This window comes from Methanomethylovorans sp. (assembly GCF_041447285.1).
In the GTDB taxonomy this organism is placed as follows: Archaea; Halobacteriota; Methanosarcinia; order Methanosarcinales; family Methanosarcinaceae; genus Methanomethylovorans.
Map to the genome: position 1 here is coordinate 126910 of NZ_JBGMEB010000002.1, position 24699 is coordinate 151608.

Below are 24699 nucleotides of genomic sequence, written 5' to 3' on the forward strand. Positions count from 1 at the left end.
TCCTTTACAGGCTCATTGGAATATCTCAGGAGCTATACGTTTTGCTACTTCTTCGTATGCTTTTGTCAGGTCACCCTTGTCAAAGCGGAAAATGTCTTTATCCATAGATTTTCCAGTTTCCTTGTCCCAGAAACGGCAAGTATCACAGGATATTTCATCAGCTACCAGAATTTGTCCATCTTTTCTTCCAAACTCCAGTTTGAAGTCGGGCAGAACTATGCCGCGTTCATCAAGATACTCAATAAGGATCTCATTGACCCGCAGAGCAAGCTGGCGAATAGTGGCTATTTCTTCGTATGTGGCAACATCCAGAGCTACTGCGATGTCTTCGTTGAGCATCGGGTCTCCGTACTCGTCGCTCTTGTAGTCCATGACGATGACTGGCTTTTTGAACACCGTGCCCTCTTTTATGGGGTATTTACGGGTGATAGAGCCTGCAGCAATATTGCGGGGTATGACTTCTATCTTTATAATATCTACAGCTTCCACAAGCATTTCAATGTCTGAGACCATCTTTACATAATGGGTCTTGATACCCTTGCTTTCCAGTAGCTCAAAGAGCTTTTTTGAGATCTGTGCGTTGTAATAACCCTTTTTTGAAGCTTCGCTCTTTTTCTTCCCATCAAAAGCAGTAAGGCTGTCTCTGAACTCGGATATGAATTTAGAAGGATCTTCTGTTCTGTAGATAGTCTTTGCTTTTCCTGAGTATAATTTTTCGCCTTTCATCATGTCCCTCTCTATGGAAATGTTCTTTTATTATATTTTCCCATATAAGTACTATTTATCTTAATAAACCTATCATTGAGACATACAAAATGTTATTAGCCTTTACTTTCATTGATAGGTTCATATCTTTTATTTACATGGTGATCTTATGGAACAAGAATTAATGAGAATTGGTGTTTCGCTGCCAGAGAATCTTCTTACGAAATTCGACGGCATAATAGAGCAAAGAGGATATTCCTCTCGTTCTGAGGGTATAAGGGATGCCATCAGAAGCTACATTACGCATTACGAATGGATGAGCGATGTTAAGGGTAGGCGTGTTGCTACTATCACTTTGATATACGATCACACGAAGCGTGGATTGGCAAACTCTCTTACTGAGATACAGCATGACCATTCTTCTCTGATCAAGACCTCGATACATATCCATCTGGACCATGATAACTGCCTTGAAGTTATAATCCTGGATGGGGAAGGTCAGGAGGTCAAGACAATAGCTGAGAAGTTGATGTCCCTTAAGGGTGTGAAGTATGTAAAGCTTAATACTGCACAGCCTACAGAAGGCCACTAATCAAAAGTTTTTTCAATATTTTTAAGCAGGTTTTTTCCCAGATCTGTAAGATAATAGATCTGGAAGTTTTTGTTTCTCGTGGAATCCACGAGTCCTGCTTCTTTCAGAAGCTTCAGATGGTATGATAATGCAGAGTGTTTATAGTCCGTGATTTCCACGAGCACACAAACGCAGAGCTGTTGTACTTCAAGTGCTTTCAGAATGTGTATCCTCACAGGATCTGATAGGACTTTGAACAGTTCCACCAACCCGGTTACATTTTCCTGCATGGTTGCATGGACTTTCTGCATGACCGTGTCTGGTAGGATATAGGGTTCAGGCTCCAGCAGTCTTTCTTTTCCATTCATTATTATTGGATGATGTCGTGATGTATTAATAATCTTTTTACACCATTTTGTTTTAGGGATGCAGCTAGTCGTATATCTTGTGGAATAATTTAGAAAGATTCAAATACGTTAGGCAGTTTGTTTAAAACAAGGAGTCGGATGTGAAGCTACCAACAACACCCTGCTGCGAAGACATCCTATAAATATGCATAACCAACCAACCAAAATAAGATGTCCTGAATAATACAGGGATCTGAATGCTTCACATGCTCCTTAAAAACTGAATAGCGGATTTTCCTGTGTCTTTTAATTGTTTCTTACATTTGCTCTCTTTCTTTCCGTCCTTACGACAAACTTGATTCCTTCTACAATAAGCAGTGTGAGGAAAGCAGCACCCAAAGGCAGCACCCAATCAATGGCTGTTAAAGGTGTCAGTTCAAACACCAGCTGGAAGAGGGGGATATATACCACACCCACGATCAGCAGGGAAGTGACAACCATTCCTATCAGCATCGATCGGTTAGAGAACAGTCCTATCTTGATAACTGACTCATCCAGGGATCTGAAGGAGGCGGGAACAAACAGGGCCATACTGATCTTAGTGACAAACGTAAGTGTTCGTGCCCTTTGAATGTCAGTAAAGGGGTCGGCGACAAGGAACACCAAGAACGAAATTATGCTCATGACGAAAGCTATGCTGATCACAAGGGTCAGATTCCTTCTATTTAGAATCTCCTCCTTTGGGTCACGGGGTTTTATGCGCATAATACCCTCCCTTACCGGGTCCATACCTAGGGAGATAGCCGGTACAACTTCGCTGAACATATTAATGAAAAGGATCTGCAGCGCCAGCAAGGGTATGTACTCGAACCCCAGAAGAGCTATTGTAATAAGAATCAATATCATTTCTGTGAAGTTCCGGGAAACAAGGTATGTAGTGAATTTCTCTATGTTAGAGTAAATGCTCCTTCCCATCTTCACAGCTTCCACGATGGTTGCAAAGTTATCATCCTGCAATACCATCACACTTGCTTCCCGTGACACATCCGTTCCTTTGATGCCCATTGAGATGCCGATATCAGCTTTTCTAAGGGCAGGTGCATCATTAACACCATCTCCTGTCATTGCTACAACATGTCCTTTGTTCTGCAGAGCTTTGACTATCCTAAGTTTTTGTTCAGGACGTGCTCTTGCATATATGTTTACCTTTTCCACCACGCTGCTGAATTCTTCCTCATTAAGTTCATCCAGTTCATTGCCCGTGATAGCCCCATCTTCCAAAATACGTTTTACCTTTTCATCAGTGATTCCATCAAGGTGTACGATACCATCCGAAAGACCGATATCAATGGCAATAGCTTTTGCAGTCTCCTGGTTATCTCCTGTGATCATAACAACCTTGATCCCTGCTCTATGGCAAGTCTCAATGGCTTCCTTTGCCTCTTCTCGTGGTGGGTCAAGCATAGCTACAAGCCCCAGAAAAGTCATGTCTTTTTCTAGTTCTTCGCCCGTACCAGTCATCGGTCTGTATGCCAAAGCAAGTACACGATACGTTTTCTGTGCAAGCTCATAGTTCTTCTTAAGCATTTCTGCCCTGTCCTCTTCGGTGAGAGGTCTCACACCTGAAGGGTCATATATGCGTGTGCACCTTTCGAGCACCATTTCAAGAGCACCTTTTGTAAAGGCTACCTCCTGCTCTTCCATATCATGCAATGTGCTCATCATTTTCCTTTCGGATGTGAAGATAACTTCCTGCAACCTTGGAAGTTCATCATCCAGTTTCTGTTTCCATATTCCTGCTTTAGCGGCAGCTACCAGCAAAGCTATTTCTGTTGGATCTCCTATCCCCTTCCACTCATTATTGGATTCTTCCAGTGCTGCATTGTTGCACAAGGCTGCAGCTCTGAGCAGCATTTCCAAACCTTTGTTATTTTCTATCTCCACAGGAGTGCCATCAATAAGCAATTCCCCTATGGGCCCATATCCCATTCCTGTAACATCCAGTTCTCTGCCGGGAAGTACGATCTTCCTTACGGTCATCTCATTGCGGGTAAGAGTACCCGTCTTGTCAGTGCAGATGACAGTGGTGGAACCCAGTGTTTCCACACCCAGCATTTTTCTTACAATAGCATTATGCTGAGCCATGTGACGCATTCCATTGGCAAGAGTGATTGTCATGGTAAGGGGTAAGCCCTCAGGAACGGCTGCAACGGCCAGGGCGATGGCGATCAAGAGCATCTCTGCAACAGGTGCTCCTTTGAATAGGCCAGTTATCAGAGTAACCAGGGATGCAATAAGCGCTATGGCGGCAAGTGTACGTGCAAGCTTTGTGATCTTCTCTTGCAAAGGAGTGGCCTCTTCTTCCTGCTGCACCAATCCTGCGATTTCTCCAAGTTTTGTTTTCATGCCCGTGGAGATCACAAGAGCATTGCATTTACCGTGTACAATCTGGGTGCCTGCAAAGATCATATCATCCATTTCTTTGTTCACAGGTACACTTTCTCCGGTAAGTGCAGCCTCTTCTATACGCAGCCCCACCATCTCGATAACAAGGGCATCTGCGGGGATCATGTCCCCACTTTCCAGTACAAGTATGTCTCCTGGTACGACATCTCTGGAAGTTATTTCTTTTAATGTTCCGTCCCTGCGCACCCTTGTGACCGGCTGCACGAACTTCTTAAGGGCTTCCATAGCCTTTTCTGCTCTGTATTCCTGCAGGAATCCCATTATTATTACAAAAAGAATTATGCCGATTATCGCCCAGAAATTGATTATTTCATGGGCCAGTAAAGCTATTATGGCAGCAGCAGCCAGTACCCATACTATTACGTTTGCAAGCTGCCTGATCAATACTTTTAAAGGTGTAACTCTATTCTTTTCTTCAAGCTGGTTAGGCCCATACCTTACAAGCCTTTTCTTAGCTTCTTCATTTGATAGTCCTGTTGGAGAGCTTTCCAGTTTCAAAAAGGCTTCTTCGGTTCTCATACCATTCTCCTGGTCAACAAAGATGCAAAATCCTTAGATATATAATTCTCAGAGTGTGTACACACATGGGTAGCAAAGCTTATTGCAATGGAAATTATATTTTCCCATACATCGTTGTTATCCCATTCTGCAAAAAACTTATTGTCATTTACAGACAGCATGCCGCATATCAGGCCCGCATTAAAACTGTCTCCTGCTCCTATAGTACTCACGACTTTTACAGGTGGCGTTGAGTAATGTTTTTTGTCTCCAGTAGTTCTTAGCCAGACTCCTCTGTTATCTTTTGTATATATCAGGCAGTTACAACCACATTCTTTTACGTGCCCATATACTTCTTCTACATCCTCTTTACCAAAAGCTATCTCAAAATCCCTATGTGAACCCCGGACAATATGTGCAAGTGATATGTTTTCCTTTACCATGCTCCTTACACTTTCAATACGATTTAGAAGTGACTCCCGCAGGTTTGGATCATATATCAGGATAGCTCCTGCATCTTTCGCGGCTTTTAGTATGTCCAAAAGTTTTTCTCTTGCTTGCTCCGATACCGCTATCAGGGAGCCAAAAAGTACAATGTCCTCTTTTCTAAAAGCAGGAGTTGCTATCTGTAATCTTTCAGGAGGATAGGTTTCATAAAAAACATATTTTGCATCATTCCTCTCGTCCAGAAAAGCAAGTGCAAGGGGCGTTTCTCCCTCTTTATATTTATATATATTTTCAGTATTCACACCATTGAATTTGAGGAATTCATTTACTATATCGCCTAAATGATCAGTGGAGAATTCGGTGATCAGGGTTACATCTATTCCGCATCTTGCAAGAGAAATGGCAGTATTGAGAATTGCACCTCCAGGATTTGCAGATATCGGCCTTTTTTCCTGAAATGTTATGTCGTAAAATGTTTCACCTATGGCAAATGTTCTTTTCATTTCATTGCCTGCCGGATATTCTGAACTATTCAGACACTGCATTTTGTTTGTGTTTCAAATATGATGCTTTGCAGATACAAGGGATTTCCCTGAGCGTCTCGCTGTATGAATATTTTCTCCTCAACAGGCCTTGCTTCTCCTTTCTTTGTCATGATCCTGTATTTCAATGTGATATATTTGCTACCTTCTCTGCAGTTTTCCATTAGTTCCAGCTTTACATATTCGCGTTCATCTGGCTGTATGATATCATAGTACGCCATTTTACAAATGAAATCCTCTGCTTTGTAGCCAAATTGTGAGATATTTTCAGAAATGAACAAAACGGAAAAATCCTTAGAAGCGTCTCTTGATAGAGCAATAAAAGGGCTGTTATTGATTATGGATTCAAGGACTTTCAGTTTTTCAAATGCTTCTTTCTGCTTTTCCATTATGTAGAGCAATTCTTCTTTGCTCAGTTCTTTTTCTATGGTGCATGAGTTTTCAGTATTTGTTTTCATTCCCCGTATCCCCCATTGATACTAGAATAAAGATTTAACCAAGTACTATTTATGCATTTTCGGAAGCTTATTGGTCAGCAACTATTAAATTGAAGGCATAGAATTAATTATGACCAACTGTTTTATGCATCTCTGAAAAAAGCAGATATTTAAAAAAGTTAGTATATCCTTTCCACAAGGATATACGATATAGTATTAATTTATTATTTAATGTACAATCCACATCTGCAGGATCCACGAGTCTCTACATCTTTGCTTCTGGCTACGCATGGACAGATGATCTTCTTATCAGCTTCTTTATCCCCGGTACGCTTCTGACAGAAACAATACCATTCTCCATATTGTTTTTTATTGTTGGCTATACCTTTTACAGCTGTAGTGATCACATCATAGTCCGGGTTCAGCTTGTATCCGGTTTCCATAGCATTTTTCTTAGATCTGTTATAGAACTCTTCTTCCAAATCGCTGTTAAATTTCATGTTAAACCTCCTTATTCCTATGACTATTTTATCTCTAATCATTTATTTCTTTGCCAGGGAAGCAAGCCTGCTGCCAATCTCTCTGCATTTTTCCCGATCCTCTTCAAAAGGCTTGAAGTTAACCTGGAACCCAGGCTCCACTATTTCAAAACCTGATTCAGTGAGTTCCTTTTCAATTCCCTTCACTGCGCCACCGCCCCAGCCATAAGACCCGAAAACAAAGAACTTTTTGCCTTTTGGCCGGAGTCCTTTCATGTAGCTAAGGAATCCTGCAATTGTGAAGAACATTCCATTGTTCTGTGTGGGAGAACCGATGGCCACTACTGATGCATCCATCAGCTCCTTGACCATTTTACTCCAGTCGTTCTTGCGCAGGTTCCTGAGTTTCACATCAACTCCTGCAGATTCAACTCCATAAAGGATTTCCTTTGCCATTATCTCTGTGCTGCCCCACATGGTATCATAAATTATAAGTACCGATTGTTTTGCTTCAGCATTAGCCCATTTAACGTAAGCCTCGATTATCCTTTCAGGTTCCTTTCTCCAGATAACTCCATGAGCAGGGGCAATCATGTCGAACTTAAGTCCCATCTGCTTGATCTTCTCAGCATATGTCAATACTTGCTTTCCAAAAGGCATGAGGATATTTGCGTAATATATTTCGGCATCTTCCATCACGCCTTCTACCTGGTCCTCGAACCTTTCTGAGGTGGCTATATGTTGACCGAATGCATCATTGGAAAAGAGAATCTTGTCTTCTTTAAGGTACGTATGCATACTGTCTGGCCAGTGCAGCATCACCACTTCGATGAATTGCAGAGTTTTTTTGCCGATGCTGATCTCGTCGCCTGTCTTCACCACCTCTATGTCCCAGTTCTGAAATCCCATTTCACGATAGTGTTCGAGCAGACCCTTTTTGCCTTTTGCTGAACTAAATATCTTGGCCTTAGGAACTACTTGCATGATAGCTGGCAGGGAACTGGAATGGTCCATTTCAACATGGTTAGATACTATATAGTCTATTTTAGCAGGGTCTACTATCTGTGAAATTCTTCCGATCATCTCGTCAAAGAAAGGCCCTTTGACAGTATCGATGAGGGTTATTTTCTCATCTATTATCAGATATGAATTGTAGGTTCCGCCTTTGGGTGTTTCATATCCATGGAAATCTCTAAGATTCCAGTCCACAACACCTACCCAGTAAACACCTTCAGCTATCTCTATAGGTTGTATCTCATTTCCCAATTGCATCTCTCCATCAAGTCTGCATTCTGAATTCCGTAGCATTTTGCAGCATTTCATCTATAAGTCTGTAATGCCCTCTTTCCGCTGCAGCTATCTTCTCAAAGAACTCCTTTTGTTCCGGTTTTGTTGCTCTTTTTCCAAGCTCCATGTAAAAATACTCGCTCTTGTATTCAAAACGCAAAGCAGCAAGCAAAATACCTATTTCTTCGAGCTTCTTGTCAGAGAACTCCTGTGTTAAAGAAGGAGTAAAATCTGGAAAATGATGTTCCGCGTGTGCAGCTTTCATATCTCCATTTAGAAACTTTCTCAGCATCTCAGCATGCTTTTTCTCTTCTCCGGCAAGGAATGTATACAGCTCACGAGCAGCCGGGTTTTGCATTGATTCTGCCTTTTTCAGATAGTATGCCCGTCCATCCTCTTCAAGCTTGATAGCCACATCAACGGCTTCTTCCAATGTATTCAATTGGTCAAGTTCCTCAGAGATCTCGTGTAATACATCTTTCATTGTAACTCATCTCCATCTACTATAATCCCATAAGCACCATGGTCAAAACCAATGTGCTAAAATACTCCCTTTTAAACGTAGAGTCTATAAAATTATATAACTTTCGAATATATGTGCATCACTTGATATAAGCCTGCTTAATATTGATAAAAAGGCAACCAGTGAATATTTGTTTTTAGAAAACTTTTTATTGACCTGCCTCCATTATGAAGTTTAAATTTATCGTGTGACTTCGTTATTCTTCAGTTATTTTGATCATGAGGTAATCTAATGGGCAAAATAAAGATAGCTATTGCCGGGATTGGTAACTGTGCCAGTTCGCTCATTCAAGGTATTGAGTATTATAAAGATAAATCTTCAAAGGATGCCATAGGGCTTATGCACTGGGATCTGGGGGGCTATAGACCATTTGATATCGAAGTGGTAGCTGCCTTTGATATAGATGTCCGAAAAGTCGGAAAGGATGTATCAGAAGCTATCTTTGCACTACCCAATTGTACAGCAGTGTTCTGCAGTGATGTTCCTAGAAAGGGTGTCACTGTAAAGATGGGAAAGGTACTTGACGGTGTTTCAGAACACATGGCATCTTATGCTGATTCTCGCAGGTTCATAGTCTCAACAGAGCCTGAATCTGAAAAGGAAGATGTAGTTAAGGAACTGAAGGATTCAGGTGCTGAGATCCTTTTGAATTATATGCCTGTTGGTTCTGAACTGGCCACGCAGTTCTATGCTGAATGTGCCCTGGAGGCAGGTGTAGCTTTCATAAATAACATGCCAGTCTTCATTGCAAGCAGACCAGAGTGGGCAGCGAAATTCGCTGAAAAAGGTATCCCTATCATTGGGGATGACATCAAAGCGCAGCTTGGTGCCACTATTACTCATCGCATGCTTGTTGACCTTTTCCGTAAAAGAGGTGTCAAACTTGAGCGGACCTATCAGTTGAATACCGGCGGTAACACCGATTTCCTTAATATGCTTAATCGCAGCAGGCTTGCTTCCAAGAAAGAATCCAAGACAGAAGCCGTGCAGTCCGTAGTAGGAGAGCGCCTGGATGATGATAATATCCATGTAGGTCCAAGCGATTATGTGCCATGGCAGAACGATAATAAAGTATGTTTCCTCAGGATGGAGGGGAAACTTTTCGGCGATGTGCCTATGGACATTGAGTTGCGTCTGTCGGTGGAGGATTCTCCTAACTCTGCTGGTGTTGTAATTGATGCTGTAAGGTGCTGCAGACTTGCGCTGGACAGAGGTATTGGTGGCATACTTTATTCTCCATCCGCATATTTCATGAAGCACCCTCCAAAACAATTCACTGACGATGAAGCCTACAATATGACCCTTGAATTCATTGCGGGTACGAGGGAAAACTAAAAATATGACCCTGGCGGCATCTGGCCATCGCGAAATCTTTGGTGTAGATTTCAGTGGTGCAAAGGCCGCCTGTAACAAAATATGGGTCAGCCGCGCAGAAGTGGCTGACACAAGACTATGTATTTCGGACTGTTATCCTCTCAGTGAATTAAGTTTGTCTAAAATGAGCAGGGAGGATTGCCTTCTTACCCTGCTTGACCTCATACTTTCCAGTAAACATTCTATTTTTGGAATGGATTTCCCATTTGGAATCCCGGTTCAGCTGATGAAAGGTCTTAGTTGGGATGAGTTTATTCGCGATTTTCCAAAACTCTATAGCAATGAATATGAGTTCAGGGATATCAACCGTCAACTTTCCGGAAACGTAGAGCTCAAAAGATTAACAGACAAAGAAGTAAAAGCTCCATTCTGTGTTTATAACCTCAGGCTGTACAGGCAGACATATTTTGGTATACGTGACATCATAAGACCTCTTGTGATCTCGGATGCTGCCAGTATATTACCCATGCAGCCCCTGAGGAATGATGTTCCATGGCTTATGGAGATATGCCCCGCCTCTACTCTGAAAAAAGAAGGATTATATAATCCATATAAAGGAAAAGGATCAAAGGAAAAAGCAAATAGAGAGCATATTCTTGATCATCTTGAAAAAAAAGCAGTGGATATGTCCACAGGCATAAGAGACAAGGCTTTGCAGAACGCTGATGGTGACGCCTTAGATAGTATTATCGCAGCTTATTCTGTTTTTAGAGCCAAAAATGTGCTGGGGCATCAAAACACACTATGTGAGCTTTACATAAGGGAAGGCTTCACTTTTATGTGATGCCTTAGTCTTTTGAAATACCTATTATCCTGTATAGATCATCAGGGCTTTCAAGCACCGTTATGTTTTCCATCGTGGATAGTTTCTGTGTGTTTTCAACATCAATATCTCGCATTTTGAGTTTCATTTCCTTGCCTTTTGGAGAATAAGTGGTCACCGTTCCCTTCTTTCTGTCCACCGGAAGGATATAGATCGGCGTGTCACCTTTTGCAGTCTGCGCAACTGAATTTGTTACAAGGTTATCTGCAATTCCATGCACTATCTTGGCCACAGTGTTGGCTGTGGCAGGGGCGATTATGAGCATGTCATAATGTCCAAGCTGCAGAGGTCCGGCGATGAATGGTGAATTTGGTCCAGCATCCGTCTTAAAATTCGGGAAGTCATGCTGTATGTCCTCCCACATCCGATACCATTTCATAACCGTTTCTCCTTCCTTGGAGAGGAACACCATGAAATCTACATTTGTCTTTTTCTTTATGTCCACCATTACATTATATGTTTCCTTGATCAGATCTCCAGAACCTGTTATTCCCCATGCTATTCTTTTCATACAATCCCTCAAGTTATCAGTAGCCTGTGAGTAATTCTTTTTTGACCATTTCCTTTTGAATATTCATTGAGGCCAACGTTTCTTCCATGGAATGTACCATCTCAGGTGGGCCGCATATGTAAAAGCGCCTTTCCATATAATCAGGAACTTCATTAATTATCATTTTGTCAGAAATACGTTCCTTGTAGCCTATCCAGCTTTCTGATGCACGGGTCAGGGTATACATTATTTTTAAATTGCTATTGCTGTGCATCATCTCATCAAGTTCTTTCCTGAAGACAAGGTCGTTTTCTGTCTTGTTGCTGCATATAAGCACAATATTAGAGTCAATATGCATATCGGTACAGTATTTGCATATACTGATCATAGGTGTGATACCTATTCCACCACTTAACAATAGTACCTTTTCATGCTCGCCTTCAAAGGTCATCTTCCCGAAAGGCCCGCTGACCACAGCACTATCTCCAATTTTCATATTATCAAGCACATTTGAAAAAGGATGACCTGTGAGTTTTTTTGTAAATTCAATGTGATCTTCAGTGGGGCTGCTGGAAAGGGTTAATGGTTTTGTAACCACGCTTCCTTCTACAGTGAGGCTCACAAGTACATACTGGCCCGGTTTGTAATCAAAACCTTCAGGCCGTGGAAATCTGAAGCTCTTTGCATCATGTGTCCGTTTTATGATCTCAAGGACCTTCAGTTCAAACTTCAAGATTCAATCCTTCCTGTTGAGCCTTTTTTATCAATTGGGCAGTCTTTATCAGCTTATTTACTGTACGATGAAGGCTTCTTATACCTTCTGCATCCTCGGCTGCGCCTTCTGCACCTTTATCGTGTGACCAGAACGTTCCTCCCAGATTAGAACCAAAAGATCCGCCTGCAATTGGTAGCATCTCGCTGATTACATAGAAATTTAGTATGCTCTGGATTGCAGGTTCCTGGCCTCCTATACGATCTCCACCGACAGCAGTGGCAGCACCAACTTTATTCCGAAAGGCTTTTGGATCACGTGCCACAACCGCCCGGCATCTATCCATAATAGTCTTTGTCTGGGCACTCAACGTACCCTGGTACACAGGAGTACCGATTATCCAGGCGTCAGCCCATAGCATTTTCTCATAAAGTCCCACGATGTCATCTTTATGGATGCATCCCTGTTGCTTGCGAACACAATAGTCGCAGTGGATGCAGAACTTCAGTTCCTTTCCGCTGGCAGAGAAATAATCTGTTTCCACATCGAATTTCTCTTGGGCGTATCTTAGTGCCTCATTTACGATATAATCGGTGGCTTTCTTTCGCGGGCTTCCGGAGATGCCAAGTAATCTTATAGTGCCATCACCTGTCATCAATACACTCCATTATGTTTAGTTTCATTCAACATTCATTCGATGGTTATTGCTTCCATTGGACATGCATCTACACATAATCCACATTCAATGCAGTCATCAGGACGTGCAACGACAGATTTGAGATTTCCTTTTCCATCGTCCTCCAACTCAAAAACTGCTGTAGGACATGATTCTTTACATGCTCCGATCCCTTCGCACTTGCTAGGGTCTACTTTTGCTGGCATTTTCATAATCTCCTATTCATATAAATTCAAGATGGATTTTCACAATATAGGATAACTCATATCATATTTTCCTTCTGCGAATGCAGAATGCTGCACATATGACGAAAGTTATCGATCCCAAGGCCGTAATCCCTGGTGTAGAGGGTGCTTCCGTTGCTTCTCCTTCATTCTCATAGATGTTTGAGGATACTATTCTCATGTTGATAACTGGTACTTCATATAGATTGTCTCCGAAGAGATAGTCTACAGTTTCCTGCGGAGCCGAACGGTACTTTAGTGTTGCTTTCACAGTAAGCGGGTATACCACATCAACAGGTATTTTGAAGTTATGTCTTTCGGTGGCAGTTCCTTTTGGTGGTATCCTGTTATCCACAAGAACTGATTCAGCAAGCCAGAAACTGAGTGTTGGCTGTCCTTGTGCGTCACCAAGCACGGTGTTGTACATCTTTGTGGCGTTCATAATATTTCCGTCATCATCTATTTCGCCTGTAGTGTACACTTCCTTTCCGTTACGATCCTTCACGCTTACTGCCACCCACATTTGTCGTATCTCAGAAACTCCGGTGGGTATCTTGTGCCCTGCGCCTGAATTGGTAATGGAGATATTCATGCTGACATTATCTCCTCTTTGAGCTACCTCGGGTGCATCAATGAAAACAGTTGCAGTTTTTTCAAGCCTTTCCACGGCCATTTCACTATATCTTTTTTCTCCGAGTATCGCCGTAACGAATGCATTCCCACCAACTATATCATGAGTTGATATGTGTTCTCTTTTTTGTGTGCTTGAGCCCGCTCTTCCAGGATTTGCTTCAAATTTGGTAATACCTGGAGTCATATGGCAGTCCTGACATACTACTCCTTCTTCAGCATAAGGTCCTTCCTTCCATGTTGTATAGGTGTCATCGACCACAAGGCCATTAAGAGGATGTACTACTTCGTGGCACATGCCGCAGTATTCAGAACGAGTATACAGTTCAAGATATTCAGATTCGTGATATGCAGACTTTGAATCATTAAAAGGTCCCCATTTAGTTTTTCCGGGTGTAACTACAAAAGGTGCATTGCCTGTACCATTGCTATCTGATACCACATGGCAGAAATCACATTGTACCCCCTGCCTTGCTTTAGTGCTGAGCTGGGAACCATCAATAGGTGGTATCTCACCAGATACAACCCCAATAGGAGTATGACATCTGGAGCAGAAAATATCCAGCGAGCCTTCAGTATCATTGCTTGCTGCAGCAAACTCTCGCTGATAAAATGGGTCTTCAAAAGCATTGTAATGCATGGTTCCTTCCCATTGGTAATGAATGATCGCATGGCATTGTGCACATTTTGTATTATCTGTGAACATGTCTGATGTCAGTTCTCCATGTTCGGTAGGGGCAGCCGCAAGTGCATTGCAAGTTATCGTGAACAGAGCTGTGACCATAACTATTACTATGTATCTGATTTTGAAGTCCCCGATAGCTTGCACCCCCTTAAGGCATATAATCCAAAAAATATGGAAGATGGTTGTATTCCGGCAGAAGGCCATCTGTGTGATGACCTTCCATGGAAAAATTACTTCAGCAACTTGAGCGCATCCCTGCATGCTGCAACTGCAGGTGCCCCGGAAGTAATGGAAATTACATCCAATGTTTCCATTATCTCTTCCTTTGTAGCGCCATTCTCCAAAGCGCTCTTCATCTGGGAAACCACACATCTTTCGCACTGCTTAGAGGCCACTACCGCAAGTGCCATGAGTATCTTTACCTTTGCAGGTAGTGCTCCATCCTGTAACAACCTGTGGTTACACCTGTTATATTTCATCAGGAACTCAGGTTCAAGTTCACCAAGAACGTTAAGAATCTCTGGGGTAAAGCCAAGCTTCTCTGACATCGATCTGATAAGTTCTTTGTCTTCAAGCATCTCTTTATGTCGAGTCATATCTCCTCCTCCTGTTATTTTAAGTTTAATCAAATCCATCTTCTATGGTCTGGTTCAAACAATAGTTACATACAAGGTGTGGCAGGCTATTCGGTAGTCTTTTCAAATCAGGTGGTATCCCTACGGTCACAGGGAGTTCGAGTTCTTTTGCATGGTCCATGCACAGCCCCTTGCCACAAGAGATACAAACGCACACAGCAACAGTATCTTTCTCTTCTTCCATGCAGTCATAACATTTCATCATTCATATCACCTAATAATTTTCCTTGAGGGCTTTGTGGCAGGGTATGCAGAGTATCTTTTTCCAGCGGTTAACATCGTCTAGCTTACATTCTACTCCCATGCCACACCTCAGTTTTATGCTGTACTCGCCTTCCCATATAGGGGTTTCTTCCCGGACAAGATGGTCCTTACATACCCCTCTTCCACAAATTATACAAACAGCTACAGTGTCTGTTTCTTTCCCGGTTTTTGAACATTCGTAACATTTCATGAGTATCACTCTTTTCTCCTTTTTGATGCTTGATGCACAATAAAATAAAACGATGCATCCAGTTGTCCGGATATCCTTATTGTTCCCCCAGAAAAGTGATTTGCCCCATCTCACCTCCTGGCCACTTAAATAACATTCTTTATTTCAATTGATATATCTGTGTTGGTTCACGTTTGTTCTTACTTATCCTACATTTTTCTATATTTCTGGTCATATTTTGTGCAATTTTAAGAAATCGAGTGCATGATTGATTGTTAATGAATAATGTCTAACGATTCTCTTATTCAATCAATCCTTCATCTGCTAGGGCAATATCGGGTGCTATACCAACAAATATATAAGTGTGTATAGTTACCAAACTAACAACACTCTATCATGGAGAATAAAAATGACATTCGGAATAGAATTTGTACCCAACGACCCCGTCCTTAAGATCGCATACTATGCCAAGCTTGCTGAAGATCAGGGCTTTGACAATGTATGGATCACAGACCATTACAACAACCGTGACGTATACTCTACTCTTGCCGTATTAGCAATGAACACCAACCGTATCAAGCTCGGTACTGGTGTGACCAACCCCTACACCAGAAACATAGCAGTGACTGCATCAAGCATTGCTTCCATTAATGAGATCTCAGGCGGACGTGCCATTCTTGGTCTCGGTCCAGGAGATAAAGCAACATTTGATGCAATGGGCATCTCATGGGATAAACCTCTTACTACTACAAAAGAAAGCATTCAGGCACTGCGCACTTTCTTCGAAGGCAAGAAGGTTAGCGTAAGTGGCGAAGCTGTTAAGTTCAGCGGTGCAAAGATGGGATTCAAGGCAGGCAATGTACCCGTCTATATGGGTGCACAGGGCCCCAAGATGCTGGAACTCGCCGGAGAGGTAGCCGATGGAGTATTGATCAATGCATCTCACCCCAGGGACTTCGAAGAGGCTGTTAAGCAGATTGCTTCCGGTGCAAAGAAAGCTGGCCGCAACCCCAAAGATGTAGATGTTGCAGCTTATGCATGTTTTTCAATTGATAAGGATGCAGCAAAGGCAGTAAATGCTGCAAAAGTAGTTGTTGCATTCATAGTTGCAGGTTCCCCTGACATGGTCCTTCAGCGCCATGGTATTGATGTAGCTGCAAAGGCAGCAATCGGAGGAGCTATTGCAAAAGGCGATTTCGGTGCCCTTATGGGCGGTATGGTTACCCCTCAGATGATAGATGCGTTCTCTATATGCGGTACACCTGACGACTGCAAGACAAGGATCAATGAACTCCTGGACATAGGCGTTACACAGATCGTTGCTGGCTCTCCGATAGGCCCGGACAAAGAGAAAGCAATAAAGCTCATCGGTAAGGAAATAATCGGATAATTAGGAGGATCTGGATGGTTCATCCAAAGATCTTAGAGGTCATTGAATATGACGTCTGTACTGCTTGTGGGGCATGCGCATCAGCATGCCCTGCCGGTGCAATAGTTGTTAACAAGAGAGCAGAGGTTCGCGACCCTGACAATCTCGAGTTGTATGAGAAAGGTGCAGCGCCTAATGTATGTGAAGGTTGTTTTACTTGCGGAAGAGTTTGCCCTGTAGTTGACGGGTATCATGAAGATGAATTTTTCAACGTGAAATCCTTCTTTGGTGCAAAGAGCTCTATTGCAGGTCAGGATGGAGGTGTGAGCTCTCTGATTATTAAAGAGCTGCTCAGAAAAGGTGAAATCGACTGTGTGGTAGGCATCTCCCGGAATGAGAAATGGGAAACAGAGCTTGTTCTCATGACAAAACCAGAAGATGTAGACAAGATCCCTGGTACCAAGTACACTTATGATTCTGTATTGCAGGCATTAAAAGAGCCCTTTGCAAAATATGATAAAATAGCAGTTGTAGGTGTTCCCTGTCAGGCTCACGGAGCTCGTCTTATATCAGAAAATGTTAATGACAAGATAGTCCTTATATTGGGTTTGTTCTGCATGGAAAGTTTTTATCATGATGTAATGCTCGATGAGATCATTCCTGACATAATGAAGCTCAAGACCGAAGATATTGTGAAAATGAATTTCACAAAAGGTAAGTTCTGGTGCCACACAAAGGATGGCCAAGAGCACAGTGTTAAGATCCCTGATGTTGCACCGCATGCAAGGCACCCATGCCACCATTGTTGTGACTACACAGCTGTATCTGCAGATATATCCGTAGGTTCTGTAGGTACTCCGGACGGCTGGAACTCTGTGTTCATACGCACTGATGTAGGGCAGAAATACTTCAATATTGTGAAAGATGCACTGGAGATTATGGAAACTCCTGCTCCTCCGGGAATCGATCTTATAAAGAAACTGACTAAAATGAAACATGATGCCAACTCAGGCCATTACGTTGAAGTCTGTGAGAAATTCTCATTTGACGATTGTGGCATACGTTGAACAGTTGTGATATATGCACATGAAAAGAGCTTTCTATATAGGACGTTTCCAACCATTCCATCTTGGGCATTATTCCACGATTTGCACTATTGCAAAGGAAGTGGATGAGGTGGTAATAGGTATCGGCAGTGCCCAGAAGAGTCATGACCCTGAAAATCCGTTTACTGCGGGTGAAAGGGTTATGATGATAAAACATGCATTGGAAGATGCAGATGTGAAACATTATGCAATACCCATTGAAGATCTGCAGCGTAATGCTGTGTGGGTGTCGCACATTGTTTCCATGGCTCCTCCTTTTGATGTAGTCTATTCTAACAATCCTCTTGTTATTCAGCTTTTCAAGGAATCTAATATGAATGTGAGACAGCCTCCCATGTTCAACAGAAAAGGCTATTCCGGAACTGAGATCCGCAAAAAGATGCTTGAAGGCGATGAGTGGCGAGAACTCGTTCCAGTCGCTGTAGCGGATGTCATAGACGAGATCGATGGTGTAACCAGGCTTCGCAATGTTTCTTCAAAAGACATGGAATGAGCGTTTATTTTTTCTATATTTTCCAACACTTAATTGCCCCAAAAAGTTTTTCTCATACGCAGACGCATCTTTTATAAATTGATATCTCCATTTTACATATAGGTTTATTTTGACCTGTAGGAGGTAAGGATATGGCAGAGAAAGGAAAAGCACCTGTATTCTGTGAAAAATATTGCGTTGTATGCAAAGGAGCAAGGGCAGGTAATAGCATATGCAAAGTTATACAGAACCTGGAACTGAAGATATTTGGTAAAACAGGCTGTATCTGGGGCAAAGCAAGAACAAAATTCTACGGTGTCACGCCTGACCAGAAAATACCCGAAAAAGCAAAAAAATAATCCAATGCACTTTGTTTTTCAAAATATATGCGGCTGCCGGGATTCGAACCCGGGTTCTAGGCTTGGGAAGCCCAGGTCATAGCCACTAAACCACAGCCGCATCTTGAAAAGAGCAAAAAATATAAGACTTCTTTCATTATAGAGTTTGTGGTGTCAGCCGATTACCTTATTTCAAACAGCCAGGTTCAATTCCTGTAACATTATAGATAATAGACGGTCTCTAAGGATATCCCTATCTTCGTAAGTTGTTTTGAACTCTACACTGATCTTAATCCCATCGCTATCACTATTTAGGTTGAATGTAGGGTCTGCCCCTTTCAGTGTTTTTCCTTTTTCTCTGATCCTTTCAATCCTGTCAAGGATATCAGATGAAATATTCTCCAAATATAGTTCGAATTCAGCAAAGAACTTGTCACTGCCATAATTCCGAATGGGTTTTTCAAGGAAAATCTTGTTGGGTATTTTAGTATAGTCTGCATATGTATATGGGGATGCATCAACAACTACATAGAACACACCAATATGTTTGACCTGCCCTTCCTGCCCAGCTACATTTATATAATCGCCTATTTTGAACGGTTTCTTGGTTAACAGCATGAACCATATTATGTAGGAAAGTACCACATCACGAATAGCAAAGGCAAAACCGGTAGCTGCCAGTCCTAAAAACAGCGCAATGTTTTCCATTCCAATTCCCATGTACAAGAAAACAATCACTGTAGCCAGTACATATATAAGGAAAATGTATAGCTTGCTTAACAGGATTCTTTCTTCCTGTTGTCCAATGCCTTCAAATCTGTCAGTAATGAAGTTAATGGTAAGCCTTATGAATAAGGTAGCCCCACCAAAAGACAGTAAGACTACCATTGCGCCTTCCAGTATTTTCAGTAATACTTCGGGCACAGGGATCATATCCTGTCGCCCGGCCATATCAATGGCAATTATTGGAAGTATCACTATCAAAAAGAATAATATCGCCTTATTGAGTTGCTCATGGGCGAATTTCATCTTCACTTTATTTAGTTTCTCTCTTGAAGGTCTAAGAATTGAGTCTTTATCCATTGCTGTACCTGTAATACAACATATTATTCAATTATATTTATATTATTGTGATGAGACAACTGCTTTGAATATAAATATACATACCTTATGACCAGATCTAATTCTCTGCTTCGTATTTGTCAATGATACTCTGGAAGGAGTCAACCACATATTGCAGATTCTCCCTGCCAACCTGGAATGTGCTCAGTTTGAAGTATTTGGTAAGACCGGACTTGATGCCGTGGATATTACGTTCCTTAAGTTCCCTGTACAAGAAGTACCTTCCTTTCTTTGCCTTCTGGGATATCTCGTAGAAAACTGGTGCTTCAAAGAACATCAGATCATGGTTGTGTGGTTTCTGTCCCTTCTGGACTATCCCCATCTCTTCCAGTTTAACCGAGAACCAGCGTGCATCCTGTACTTCCTGGTCCCAGTTGTTCACCCGCTTAACTACATGAGGGAATGAGGCTATCATGGTCATGATCGTAGCGCCCCTGGCTGTGCATCCCAATAATTCTATTTCCTTATTCTTGTTAGTAGGTGATTTTCTGAACACAATGTCTGCATATTCCGAACTTACGCCCAACAGTCCGATTGGGCCTGATGAAGCCATTGATTTATGTCCGCTTCCTGCAACAAAGTCTGCACCCAGCTTTTTTGCATCCACTGGCATCCTGCCTACTGCGTATGCGCCGTTTAGAAGCAGGGGCACATCATAATCATGGCAGATCTTAGAGATGCGCTGCACATCAGTAAGGTTTCCATAATTTCCGTCAGGATAAGTGATAAGAGCCAAAGCTGGTGCTTTACCTGTTTCCTTTATAACCTCTTCAATAGCAGTAGCATATCCTTCTACATCTGTCATATATTCCGGGCTGCCGCTATGAGGTACTTTCTTTATGTTAAGCCTGGCACGCTGAGCTGCAACAACAGAAGAGTAATGTGCAACCTCGTCCATCACAACATAGTCGCCTTCCTGTGCAATGGAGTGCATTACCGCAAACTTTGCTTCTCTTGCTCCGTGTGTGATCCTAACTGCATCTACATTCAGGAATTCCGGGAGTGCACTATGCACGAATTCTTCGATAGGTGGCTTTTTTATAAGGTCCAGCACACCACCACAGAAATCGCAGACAGAGTACCCGTCTCCCCATTCAAGCAGGGCACGCCTGGCATCTTCGGTTAACTTTCCTGCCGTCTGCAAGGGGTCTATGTTGATCGCATCCTTAGGTTCGCGCGGTATGAACCCAAACTTCTTTAGTGCCGCTTCATCAAGTACCATTATATGTCCTCTGTTTCCTATTTAGCTGTATAGTTTTTTCATAAGCCATGCCATGTTCTGTCCCAGAGTCTGCATTGTACGGATGCCTTCCTCGTCCTTTTGTACATCTCCCGGAGCTCCCCCAATACCCATGTTCCAGTAGCTTGATCCGGGTATTATCATCTGACCGATGGTAAAGAAATTATTCATGGTAGTGAAAGCATGGAGTGAACCCGCCCTGCGTACTGCTACAACAGATGCACCGACCTTCCTTCTGAACAGATCGCCATTGGCTTTTGATACAAAACCAGCTCTGTCGATAAGAGCTTTCATTTCGGTGGTTATGTCAGTAAAGTAGGTTGGAGAGGCCAAAATAATACCATCAGCCTCTATCATTTTCTGAATGCATCCATTGACAAAATCATCATCAAAGATACATTTTTTGTCTTTGTTCTGGAAGCATTTCATGCAGGCAGTACACCCTATAGTCCTTTTTCCTCCAATATTTACAAGCTCTGTTTCAATGCCTTCTTTTTCCAGCTCCTCAAAGACATATTTTATAAGCGTTGAAGTATTGCCTTCCTTTCTTGGGCTACCATTGAATGCCACTACTTTCATGTATTACATCTCCCAATCAATCCGATCGCTTACTTACAAGGCTAAGCGATCTAAATCGGTAAATAACTAATGCCAGGTAAATATTAGAAAAGAACAAGAGTCGTGGAAATTCTTACACTTCCACGGCTTTGCCAAAAACGCTAATGAACTCTTCACAACGTGAAGCAAGTATTTCTGCAGCTTCTTTTACGATAATTATTGGATCTGTGCCATCTGTTTTTATATACAGTATTGGTTCACTTATGGACACATGCTTCATATCATAAGAAGCAGTGTGTACTCTTTTATCTTCCAGTAACACAGATTTCAGCATGTTGAGAAGGGTATGTGTCTCACCTTTAATTTCAAGGTGCATCTCATCTTCTGTCTTATCTATGATTTTTAATTCCATGGACTTCACCCATATAACCCTATATTTTGATTTTATACAATGCCAGTTCCATAGTCTGAGGAGAGCTTACGTTTCTCTACTCTTCCGCATTCCGGGCATTTCAGTTTATTATCGTCCTTTACCATAACGGTACGGCAGTTGGAGCAATGAGCTTTCATTACACCAAATTCCTTCTCCGCGGTACTAAGCCTCATGTTCTCAGTGTTCAGAACCTTTGCTTTTATTATGTCGCCTACAGCAAACTCTTCATCAAGTCTCTTACAGTAAGAGTCTTTGACATTTGACACATGTACGGCAGCAAGTCCCACTTTCTGGAATTCGCGTTCTCCTTCATCTTTTATAGCAGCGATCTCAACAAGAGCAACACTTTCTCTGAGTCCTGTTATGGCACCAACTACAATATTTCCTACAGCAATAGCTGGTGGGTACTTGGTGCTGGGTACGACAGATATAACGCGCGATTTTCTGTTTATTTTCACAACACCTGTAGAGGCAGCATGGATATCTGCAACATGCAGGAATGTTCCAATGCCCGGACTAAATTCTTCAGTAGTACCGATAATGTCACCAGGCATAACAAAGATCATTTCTCCTTCCTCCATGTTCTCTTCCTCTTTCTCTTTCTTTGAAGGTTTTACACTGCTGTGCTTAGGCCTTTTTGCAACTCCGGTTGCTGGCCCTCTCTTTTCTTCAGTCCCCTTTTGCTCTGTTTTATCAGGTGACTGTACACTTTCTGATTCCTCGCCGGAACCTTTTATCATCCTGCGTGAAACCTTTTTTCTACTCCTTATCCGAATAAAAATCCCTCATGATGAAATTATATTTATATAATTGAACGCCAGTTTGCAAGACATATGTTTCCCGCTATATAAAGCAGTTGCAAATAAAGGCAGATTATATGCTGCCATCACACCGGACTATCCGGTAGATCTCAACCTTAACCAGTTCTACATCCTTTTTATGAAATTTAAATGTTCGTTTTATAGGAAAACCGGTTTCATACCATTCACTAATAGTTGCAGGTTCTATGAAACTCTTTATGAATCTGTAACTTCCACAATTATGTACGGAATATATCACATCTGCAACTCTCAGGGCTGTTGAAAGGAAAGGCCGATCATTACCTTTGGACTGGGCACCAAAAGGGGGGTTCATTATAACAGTATCCGCGTGTTCTGGTACGCCTGATATATCACACTGCACAAACTCCACATCAACTCCCATCATGGCTGCGTTCTGTCTTGCTATTTCCAGTGCACTGGGGTCCAGATCAAAACCCACTACTTTCTCAGCACCAAGGAGCTTTGCACCAATTGCAAGGACACCGGTGCCACATCCAAGGTCATATACTGTACCTTGCAGATCTCCATGCATGAATGCAAAATGAAGCACTTCTGCAGCTATGGGGGCAGGCGTAGCATATTGTTCAAGGTTGACATCGGGTTTCTCAAACCCTTTTACCTTTTCCAGCATGATCTCAAGTTTTCTCTGCTTCATTTTATTACCTGCAATTTTCAGGCTGTGATCTCATCAAACGCCAGATCTTCCCATTTCTTCTCACCCAACACTATTTCAAGTTCTGGCGGAGTGAGCATTGGAGCATTGAACCGGCCAACTTCATCAATGGCAAGTCTTGGACATGCTGTATTTACAAAAGCTTCTACTTTGAACTGGAGTAACTGGTCGGGGGTAACAAGATCCATCATTATGATCCTGGCAGATTTACCATGTTTACGTATCATATCCTGCAACTTCAGGGCAAGTGTCATACGCTCCTGTCCGGGTTTGGAACACACAATTATTCCAAAAAGATTTGCATCAAGGGATTTTCCAATAACAGCACTGCGTTGCTTGAGCACTTTTGAAATATCCAGTTCTCTTACCTCATTTACAAAGGGATCTGCTATGAGTACTCTTTTTCCAGTAGATAGTGCCACTCCCATGGGGTGGAAATAGCCACTGCCAATGTACAGGTATTCATCACACTGTTCGGCCCTTGCAGATGAGAAGTTACATCCCAGAACCTGTCCAGAATACGCTATTTTTGCATCTCCCTTTGCTATTACGCATGCTTTGCCATGTGATCGTAATATTTCAGATGCTTCCTGAAGCTTATGTACATGCTGAACCGTGGTGATAAGTCCTATTCTCTGTCCTTTTAGCATTTCCAGAGACTTCTCAACCACTTTCTCCACTTCTGCATTGGACCTTACTTCAATAAAATACACATTTTTAACGTAGTTGCTGTCATCAAGCACAGCATGCCCGAAATGGAACAGTATATCTACCTTACATGCAAGATCAACATCCACATCACATGCCCCAAAGCATGGATTGCCGGATATCAATATCTGCGCATTTGTTTCTTCTTCTATCTCGCGGGTTATTCCTGTAGCTCTACGCTTAAAGCCCTCAGGAAACTGTAAGCCCACTATCTTTGCATTTGTATCTCTTATTATACTAATGATCCTTGCTATCTGGAAATCAAATGCCTCAATATCCGCCAACTTAGTCCTCCAGTATGCGCACACCATACTCATCCACATCTATACGCACAAGTGTTGTCACTTCTATGCCTTCTTTTCGAAGATTTGCAACTCCTTCGCCGCGTTCAATGACAACAAAGATACCTGTAATTATGGCTCCAATATTCTTCAGTGCTCTTACCAGCGCCAACAAAGTGCCGCCTGTACTGATCACATCGTCAACTATAAGCACACGATCCCCTTCTTTTATGCCATTGATGTACAGTTCACCTTTAGAATAGCCTGTACTCTGAGAAAGGAGCACCTCTCCTTCCAATTCGTACTTTCTTTTACGGACAATAGCAAAAGGTATATCGGTCATCAAAGAGACGGTGGTAGCCAGCGGAATACCCATAGCTTCAATGGTTAATATTTTGTCCACATCCAGATCCGCTCTTTCCACAATGAACTCAGCTATCTCTTCCAGAAGTTCCGGTTCAATTGCAGGAACTCCATCAGAGATCGGATGGATAAAATAACTATAATCTCCCCTTTTCACTATGGGGATGCCTTTGAAGGATTTTTTTAATATCTCTAGCATCTCAAATACCCCTTAATTAGATTGCCACATAT

Annotated in this window: 31 protein-coding genes and 1 tRNA gene; 7 read left to right on the top strand and 25 right to left on the bottom strand. The window is 42.2% G+C overall.

Features of this window, described 5'->3' with window-relative positions:
* Nucleotides 1-12: 12 nt before the first annotated feature.
* Nucleotides 13-726: a phosphoribosylaminoimidazolesuccinocarboxamide synthase gene (purC, locus tag ACC612_RS00845; RefSeq protein ID WP_371852562.1), complete on the bottom strand. Its 714-nt coding sequence runs from the start codon at nucleotides 724-726 to the stop codon at nucleotides 13-15.
* Nucleotides 727-874: 148 nt separating this feature from the next.
* Here purC and nikR point away from each other — a divergent pair, with 148 nt between their 5' ends.
* The gene (gene nikR, locus ACC612_RS00850) at nucleotides 875-1297 is read left to right on the top strand and encodes a nickel-responsive transcriptional regulator NikR (protein ID WP_321420220.1); all 423 of its coding nucleotides are present in this window, start codon (nucleotides 875-877) and stop codon (nucleotides 1295-1297) included.
* Here nikR and ACC612_RS00855 read toward each other — a convergent pair.
* From ACC612_RS00855 to ACC612_RS00885, 7 genes are all read right to left on the bottom strand, one after another.
* The gene (locus ACC612_RS00855) at nucleotides 1294-1644 is read right to left on the bottom strand and encodes an ArsR/SmtB family transcription factor (protein WP_371852563.1); all 351 of its coding nucleotides are present in this window, start codon (nucleotides 1642-1644) and stop codon (nucleotides 1294-1296) included. The two genes, nikR and ACC612_RS00855, sit on opposite strands and share 4 nt — an antisense overlap.
* A 285-nt stretch (nucleotides 1645-1929) precedes the next feature.
* Nucleotides 1930-4608, bottom strand: a complete 2679-nt coding sequence (locus ACC612_RS00860) for a cation-translocating P-type ATPase (protein WP_371852564.1) — start codon at nucleotides 4606-4608, stop codon at nucleotides 1930-1932.
* The gene (locus tag ACC612_RS00865) at nucleotides 4605-5579 is read right to left on the bottom strand and encodes a carbohydrate kinase (RefSeq protein ID WP_371852565.1); all 975 of its coding nucleotides are present in this window, start codon (nucleotides 5577-5579) and stop codon (nucleotides 4605-4607) included. The genes ACC612_RS00860 and ACC612_RS00865 overlap by 4 nt, the downstream gene beginning before the upstream one ends.
* On the bottom strand, nucleotides 5567-6034 hold the full coding sequence (locus ACC612_RS00870; protein WP_371852566.1) for a PAS domain-containing protein: 468 nt from the start codon (nucleotides 6032-6034) through the stop codon (nucleotides 5567-5569). The genes ACC612_RS00865 and ACC612_RS00870 overlap by 13 nt, the downstream gene beginning before the upstream one ends.
* Nucleotides 6035-6237: 203 nt before the next feature.
* Nucleotides 6238-6513: a ferredoxin-thioredoxin reductase catalytic domain-containing protein gene (locus ACC612_RS00875; RefSeq protein ID WP_371852567.1), complete on the bottom strand. Its 276-nt coding sequence runs from the start codon at nucleotides 6511-6513 to the stop codon at nucleotides 6238-6240.
* 42 nt (nucleotides 6514-6555) lie between these two features.
* A complete protein-coding gene (locus tag ACC612_RS00880) occupies nucleotides 6556-7800 on the bottom strand; it encodes an FprA family A-type flavoprotein (RefSeq protein WP_371852568.1) in 1245 nt (414 codons plus the stop codon).
* A complete protein-coding gene (locus ACC612_RS00885) occupies nucleotides 7772-8263 on the bottom strand; it encodes a ferritin family protein (RefSeq protein ID WP_371852569.1) in 492 nt (163 codons plus the stop codon). Before ACC612_RS00885 ends, ACC612_RS00880 begins: the two co-directional genes overlap by 29 nt.
* 270 nt (nucleotides 8264-8533) lie before the next feature.
* Between ACC612_RS00885 and ACC612_RS00890 the strand changes: the two genes are divergently transcribed.
* Complete coding sequence (locus tag ACC612_RS00890) at nucleotides 8534-9637, top strand: inositol-3-phosphate synthase (RefSeq protein ID WP_371852570.1); 1104 nt, start codon at nucleotides 8534-8536, stop codon at nucleotides 9635-9637.
* 4 nt (nucleotides 9638-9641) lie between these two features.
* Nucleotides 9642-10460, top strand: coding sequence for a hypothetical protein (locus ACC612_RS00895; protein WP_371852571.1), 819 nt, complete (start codon nucleotides 9642-9644; stop codon nucleotides 10458-10460).
* A gap of 4 nt (nucleotides 10461-10464) precedes the next feature.
* Here the strand turns inward: ACC612_RS00895 and afpA are convergent, their stop codons facing one another.
* The 8 genes from afpA to ACC612_RS00935 form a co-directional block, all read right to left on the bottom strand.
* Entirely contained in the window at nucleotides 10465-11010 is a 546-nt protein-coding gene (afpA, locus tag ACC612_RS00900; RefSeq protein ID WP_371852572.1) for an archaeoflavoprotein AfpA, read from the bottom strand.
* Between the two features lie 16 nt (nucleotides 11011-11026).
* Nucleotides 11027-11722, bottom strand: coding sequence for a ferredoxin--NADP reductase (locus ACC612_RS00905; protein ID WP_371852573.1), 696 nt, complete (start codon nucleotides 11720-11722; stop codon nucleotides 11027-11029).
* Nucleotides 11712-12356, bottom strand: coding sequence for a flavodoxin family protein (locus tag ACC612_RS00910; RefSeq protein ID WP_371852574.1), 645 nt, complete (start codon nucleotides 12354-12356; stop codon nucleotides 11712-11714). The genes ACC612_RS00905 and ACC612_RS00910 overlap by 11 nt, the downstream gene beginning before the upstream one ends.
* Nucleotides 12357-12391: 35 nt before the next feature.
* The gene (locus tag ACC612_RS00915; RefSeq protein WP_371852575.1) at nucleotides 12392-12583 is read right to left on the bottom strand and encodes a ferredoxin family protein; all 192 of its coding nucleotides are present in this window, start codon (nucleotides 12581-12583) and stop codon (nucleotides 12392-12394) included.
* 61 nt (nucleotides 12584-12644) lie between these two features.
* Nucleotides 12645-14177 (bottom strand): multiheme c-type cytochrome, encoded by a 1533-nt coding sequence (locus tag ACC612_RS00920; RefSeq protein WP_371852576.1) that lies wholly within the window; start codon nucleotides 14175-14177, stop codon nucleotides 12645-12647.
* Nucleotides 14147-14512 (bottom strand): carboxymuconolactone decarboxylase family protein, encoded by a 366-nt coding sequence (locus ACC612_RS00925; RefSeq protein WP_371852577.1) that lies wholly within the window; start codon nucleotides 14510-14512, stop codon nucleotides 14147-14149. Before ACC612_RS00925 ends, ACC612_RS00920 begins: the two co-directional genes overlap by 31 nt.
* 25 nt (nucleotides 14513-14537) lie before the next feature.
* Nucleotides 14538-14753 carry a DUF2180 family protein gene (locus ACC612_RS00930; RefSeq protein ID WP_371852578.1) on the bottom strand — a complete coding sequence of 72 codons (216 nt, stop codon included), beginning with the start codon at nucleotides 14751-14753 and terminating at the stop codon, nucleotides 14538-14540.
* Nucleotides 14754-14765: 12 nt separating this feature from the next.
* Complete coding sequence (locus ACC612_RS00935; RefSeq protein ID WP_371852579.1) at nucleotides 14766-15005, bottom strand: DUF2180 family protein; 240 nt, start codon at nucleotides 15003-15005, stop codon at nucleotides 14766-14768.
* 388 nt (nucleotides 15006-15393) lie between these two features.
* On the opposite strand from ACC612_RS00935, the gene mer reads away from it, so the two are divergent.
* The 4 genes from mer to ACC612_RS00955 all read left to right on the top strand — a co-directional run bounded on the left by mer (nucleotide 15394) and on the right by ACC612_RS00955 (nucleotide 18290).
* The gene (gene mer, locus ACC612_RS00940; RefSeq protein WP_371852580.1) at nucleotides 15394-16374 is read left to right on the top strand and encodes a 5,10-methylenetetrahydromethanopterin reductase; all 981 of its coding nucleotides are present in this window, start codon (nucleotides 15394-15396) and stop codon (nucleotides 16372-16374) included.
* A 14-nt stretch (nucleotides 16375-16388) separates the two neighbouring features.
* Nucleotides 16389-17420: a F420H2 dehydrogenase subunit FpoF gene (fpoF, locus tag ACC612_RS00945; protein ID WP_371852581.1), complete on the top strand. Its 1032-nt coding sequence runs from the start codon at nucleotides 16389-16391 to the stop codon at nucleotides 17418-17420.
* Nucleotides 17421-17433: 13 nt separating this feature from the next.
* Nucleotides 17434-17952 (top strand): nicotinamide-nucleotide adenylyltransferase, encoded by a 519-nt coding sequence (locus ACC612_RS00950; protein WP_371852582.1) that lies wholly within the window; start codon nucleotides 17434-17436, stop codon nucleotides 17950-17952.
* A 131-nt stretch (nucleotides 17953-18083) separates the two neighbouring features.
* Nucleotides 18084-18290, top strand: a complete 207-nt coding sequence (locus ACC612_RS00955) for a hypothetical protein (protein ID WP_371852583.1) — start codon at nucleotides 18084-18086, stop codon at nucleotides 18288-18290.
* 28 nt (nucleotides 18291-18318) lie between these two features.
* Here the strand turns inward: ACC612_RS00955 and ACC612_RS00960 are convergent.
* The 9 genes from ACC612_RS00960 to hpt form a co-directional block, all read right to left on the bottom strand.
* Nucleotides 18319-18390 (bottom strand) — tRNA-Gly (locus ACC612_RS00960).
* Between the two features lie 71 nt (nucleotides 18391-18461).
* On the bottom strand, nucleotides 18462-19352 hold the full coding sequence (locus ACC612_RS00965; RefSeq protein WP_371852584.1) for a mechanosensitive ion channel domain-containing protein: 891 nt from the start codon (nucleotides 19350-19352) through the stop codon (nucleotides 18462-18464).
* Nucleotides 19353-19449: 97 nt separating this feature from the next.
* Entirely contained in the window at nucleotides 19450-20613 is a 1164-nt protein-coding gene (gene pscS, locus ACC612_RS00970) for an O-phospho-L-seryl-tRNA:Cys-tRNA synthase (RefSeq protein WP_371852585.1), read from the bottom strand.
* A gap of 21 nt (nucleotides 20614-20634) precedes the next feature.
* Nucleotides 20635-21210, bottom strand: coding sequence for a flavodoxin family protein (locus tag ACC612_RS00975; RefSeq protein WP_371852586.1), 576 nt, complete (start codon nucleotides 21208-21210; stop codon nucleotides 20635-20637).
* A 112-nt stretch (nucleotides 21211-21322) separates the two neighbouring features.
* A complete protein-coding gene (locus tag ACC612_RS00980; RefSeq protein ID WP_371852587.1) occupies nucleotides 21323-21601 on the bottom strand; it encodes a DNA-directed RNA polymerase subunit L in 279 nt (92 codons plus the stop codon).
* 32 nt (nucleotides 21602-21633) lie between these two features.
* A complete protein-coding gene (locus ACC612_RS00985; RefSeq protein ID WP_371852588.1) occupies nucleotides 21634-22362 on the bottom strand; it encodes an exosome complex RNA-binding protein Csl4 in 729 nt (242 codons plus the stop codon).
* 133 nt (nucleotides 22363-22495) lie between these two features.
* On the bottom strand, nucleotides 22496-23098 hold the full coding sequence (locus ACC612_RS00990) for an METTL5 family protein (protein WP_371852589.1): 603 nt from the start codon (nucleotides 23096-23098) through the stop codon (nucleotides 22496-22498).
* Between the two features lie 17 nt (nucleotides 23099-23115).
* Nucleotides 23116-24108: a diphthamide biosynthesis enzyme Dph2 gene (dph2, locus tag ACC612_RS00995; RefSeq protein ID WP_371852590.1), complete on the bottom strand. Its 993-nt coding sequence runs from the start codon at nucleotides 24106-24108 to the stop codon at nucleotides 23116-23118.
* A 1-nt stretch (nucleotide 24109) separates the two neighbouring features.
* Nucleotides 24110-24667 carry a hypoxanthine/guanine phosphoribosyltransferase gene (hpt, locus tag ACC612_RS01000; protein ID WP_371852591.1) on the bottom strand — a complete coding sequence of 186 codons (558 nt, stop codon included), beginning with the start codon at nucleotides 24665-24667 and terminating at the stop codon, nucleotides 24110-24112.
* Nucleotides 24668-24699: the final 32 nt, after the last annotated feature.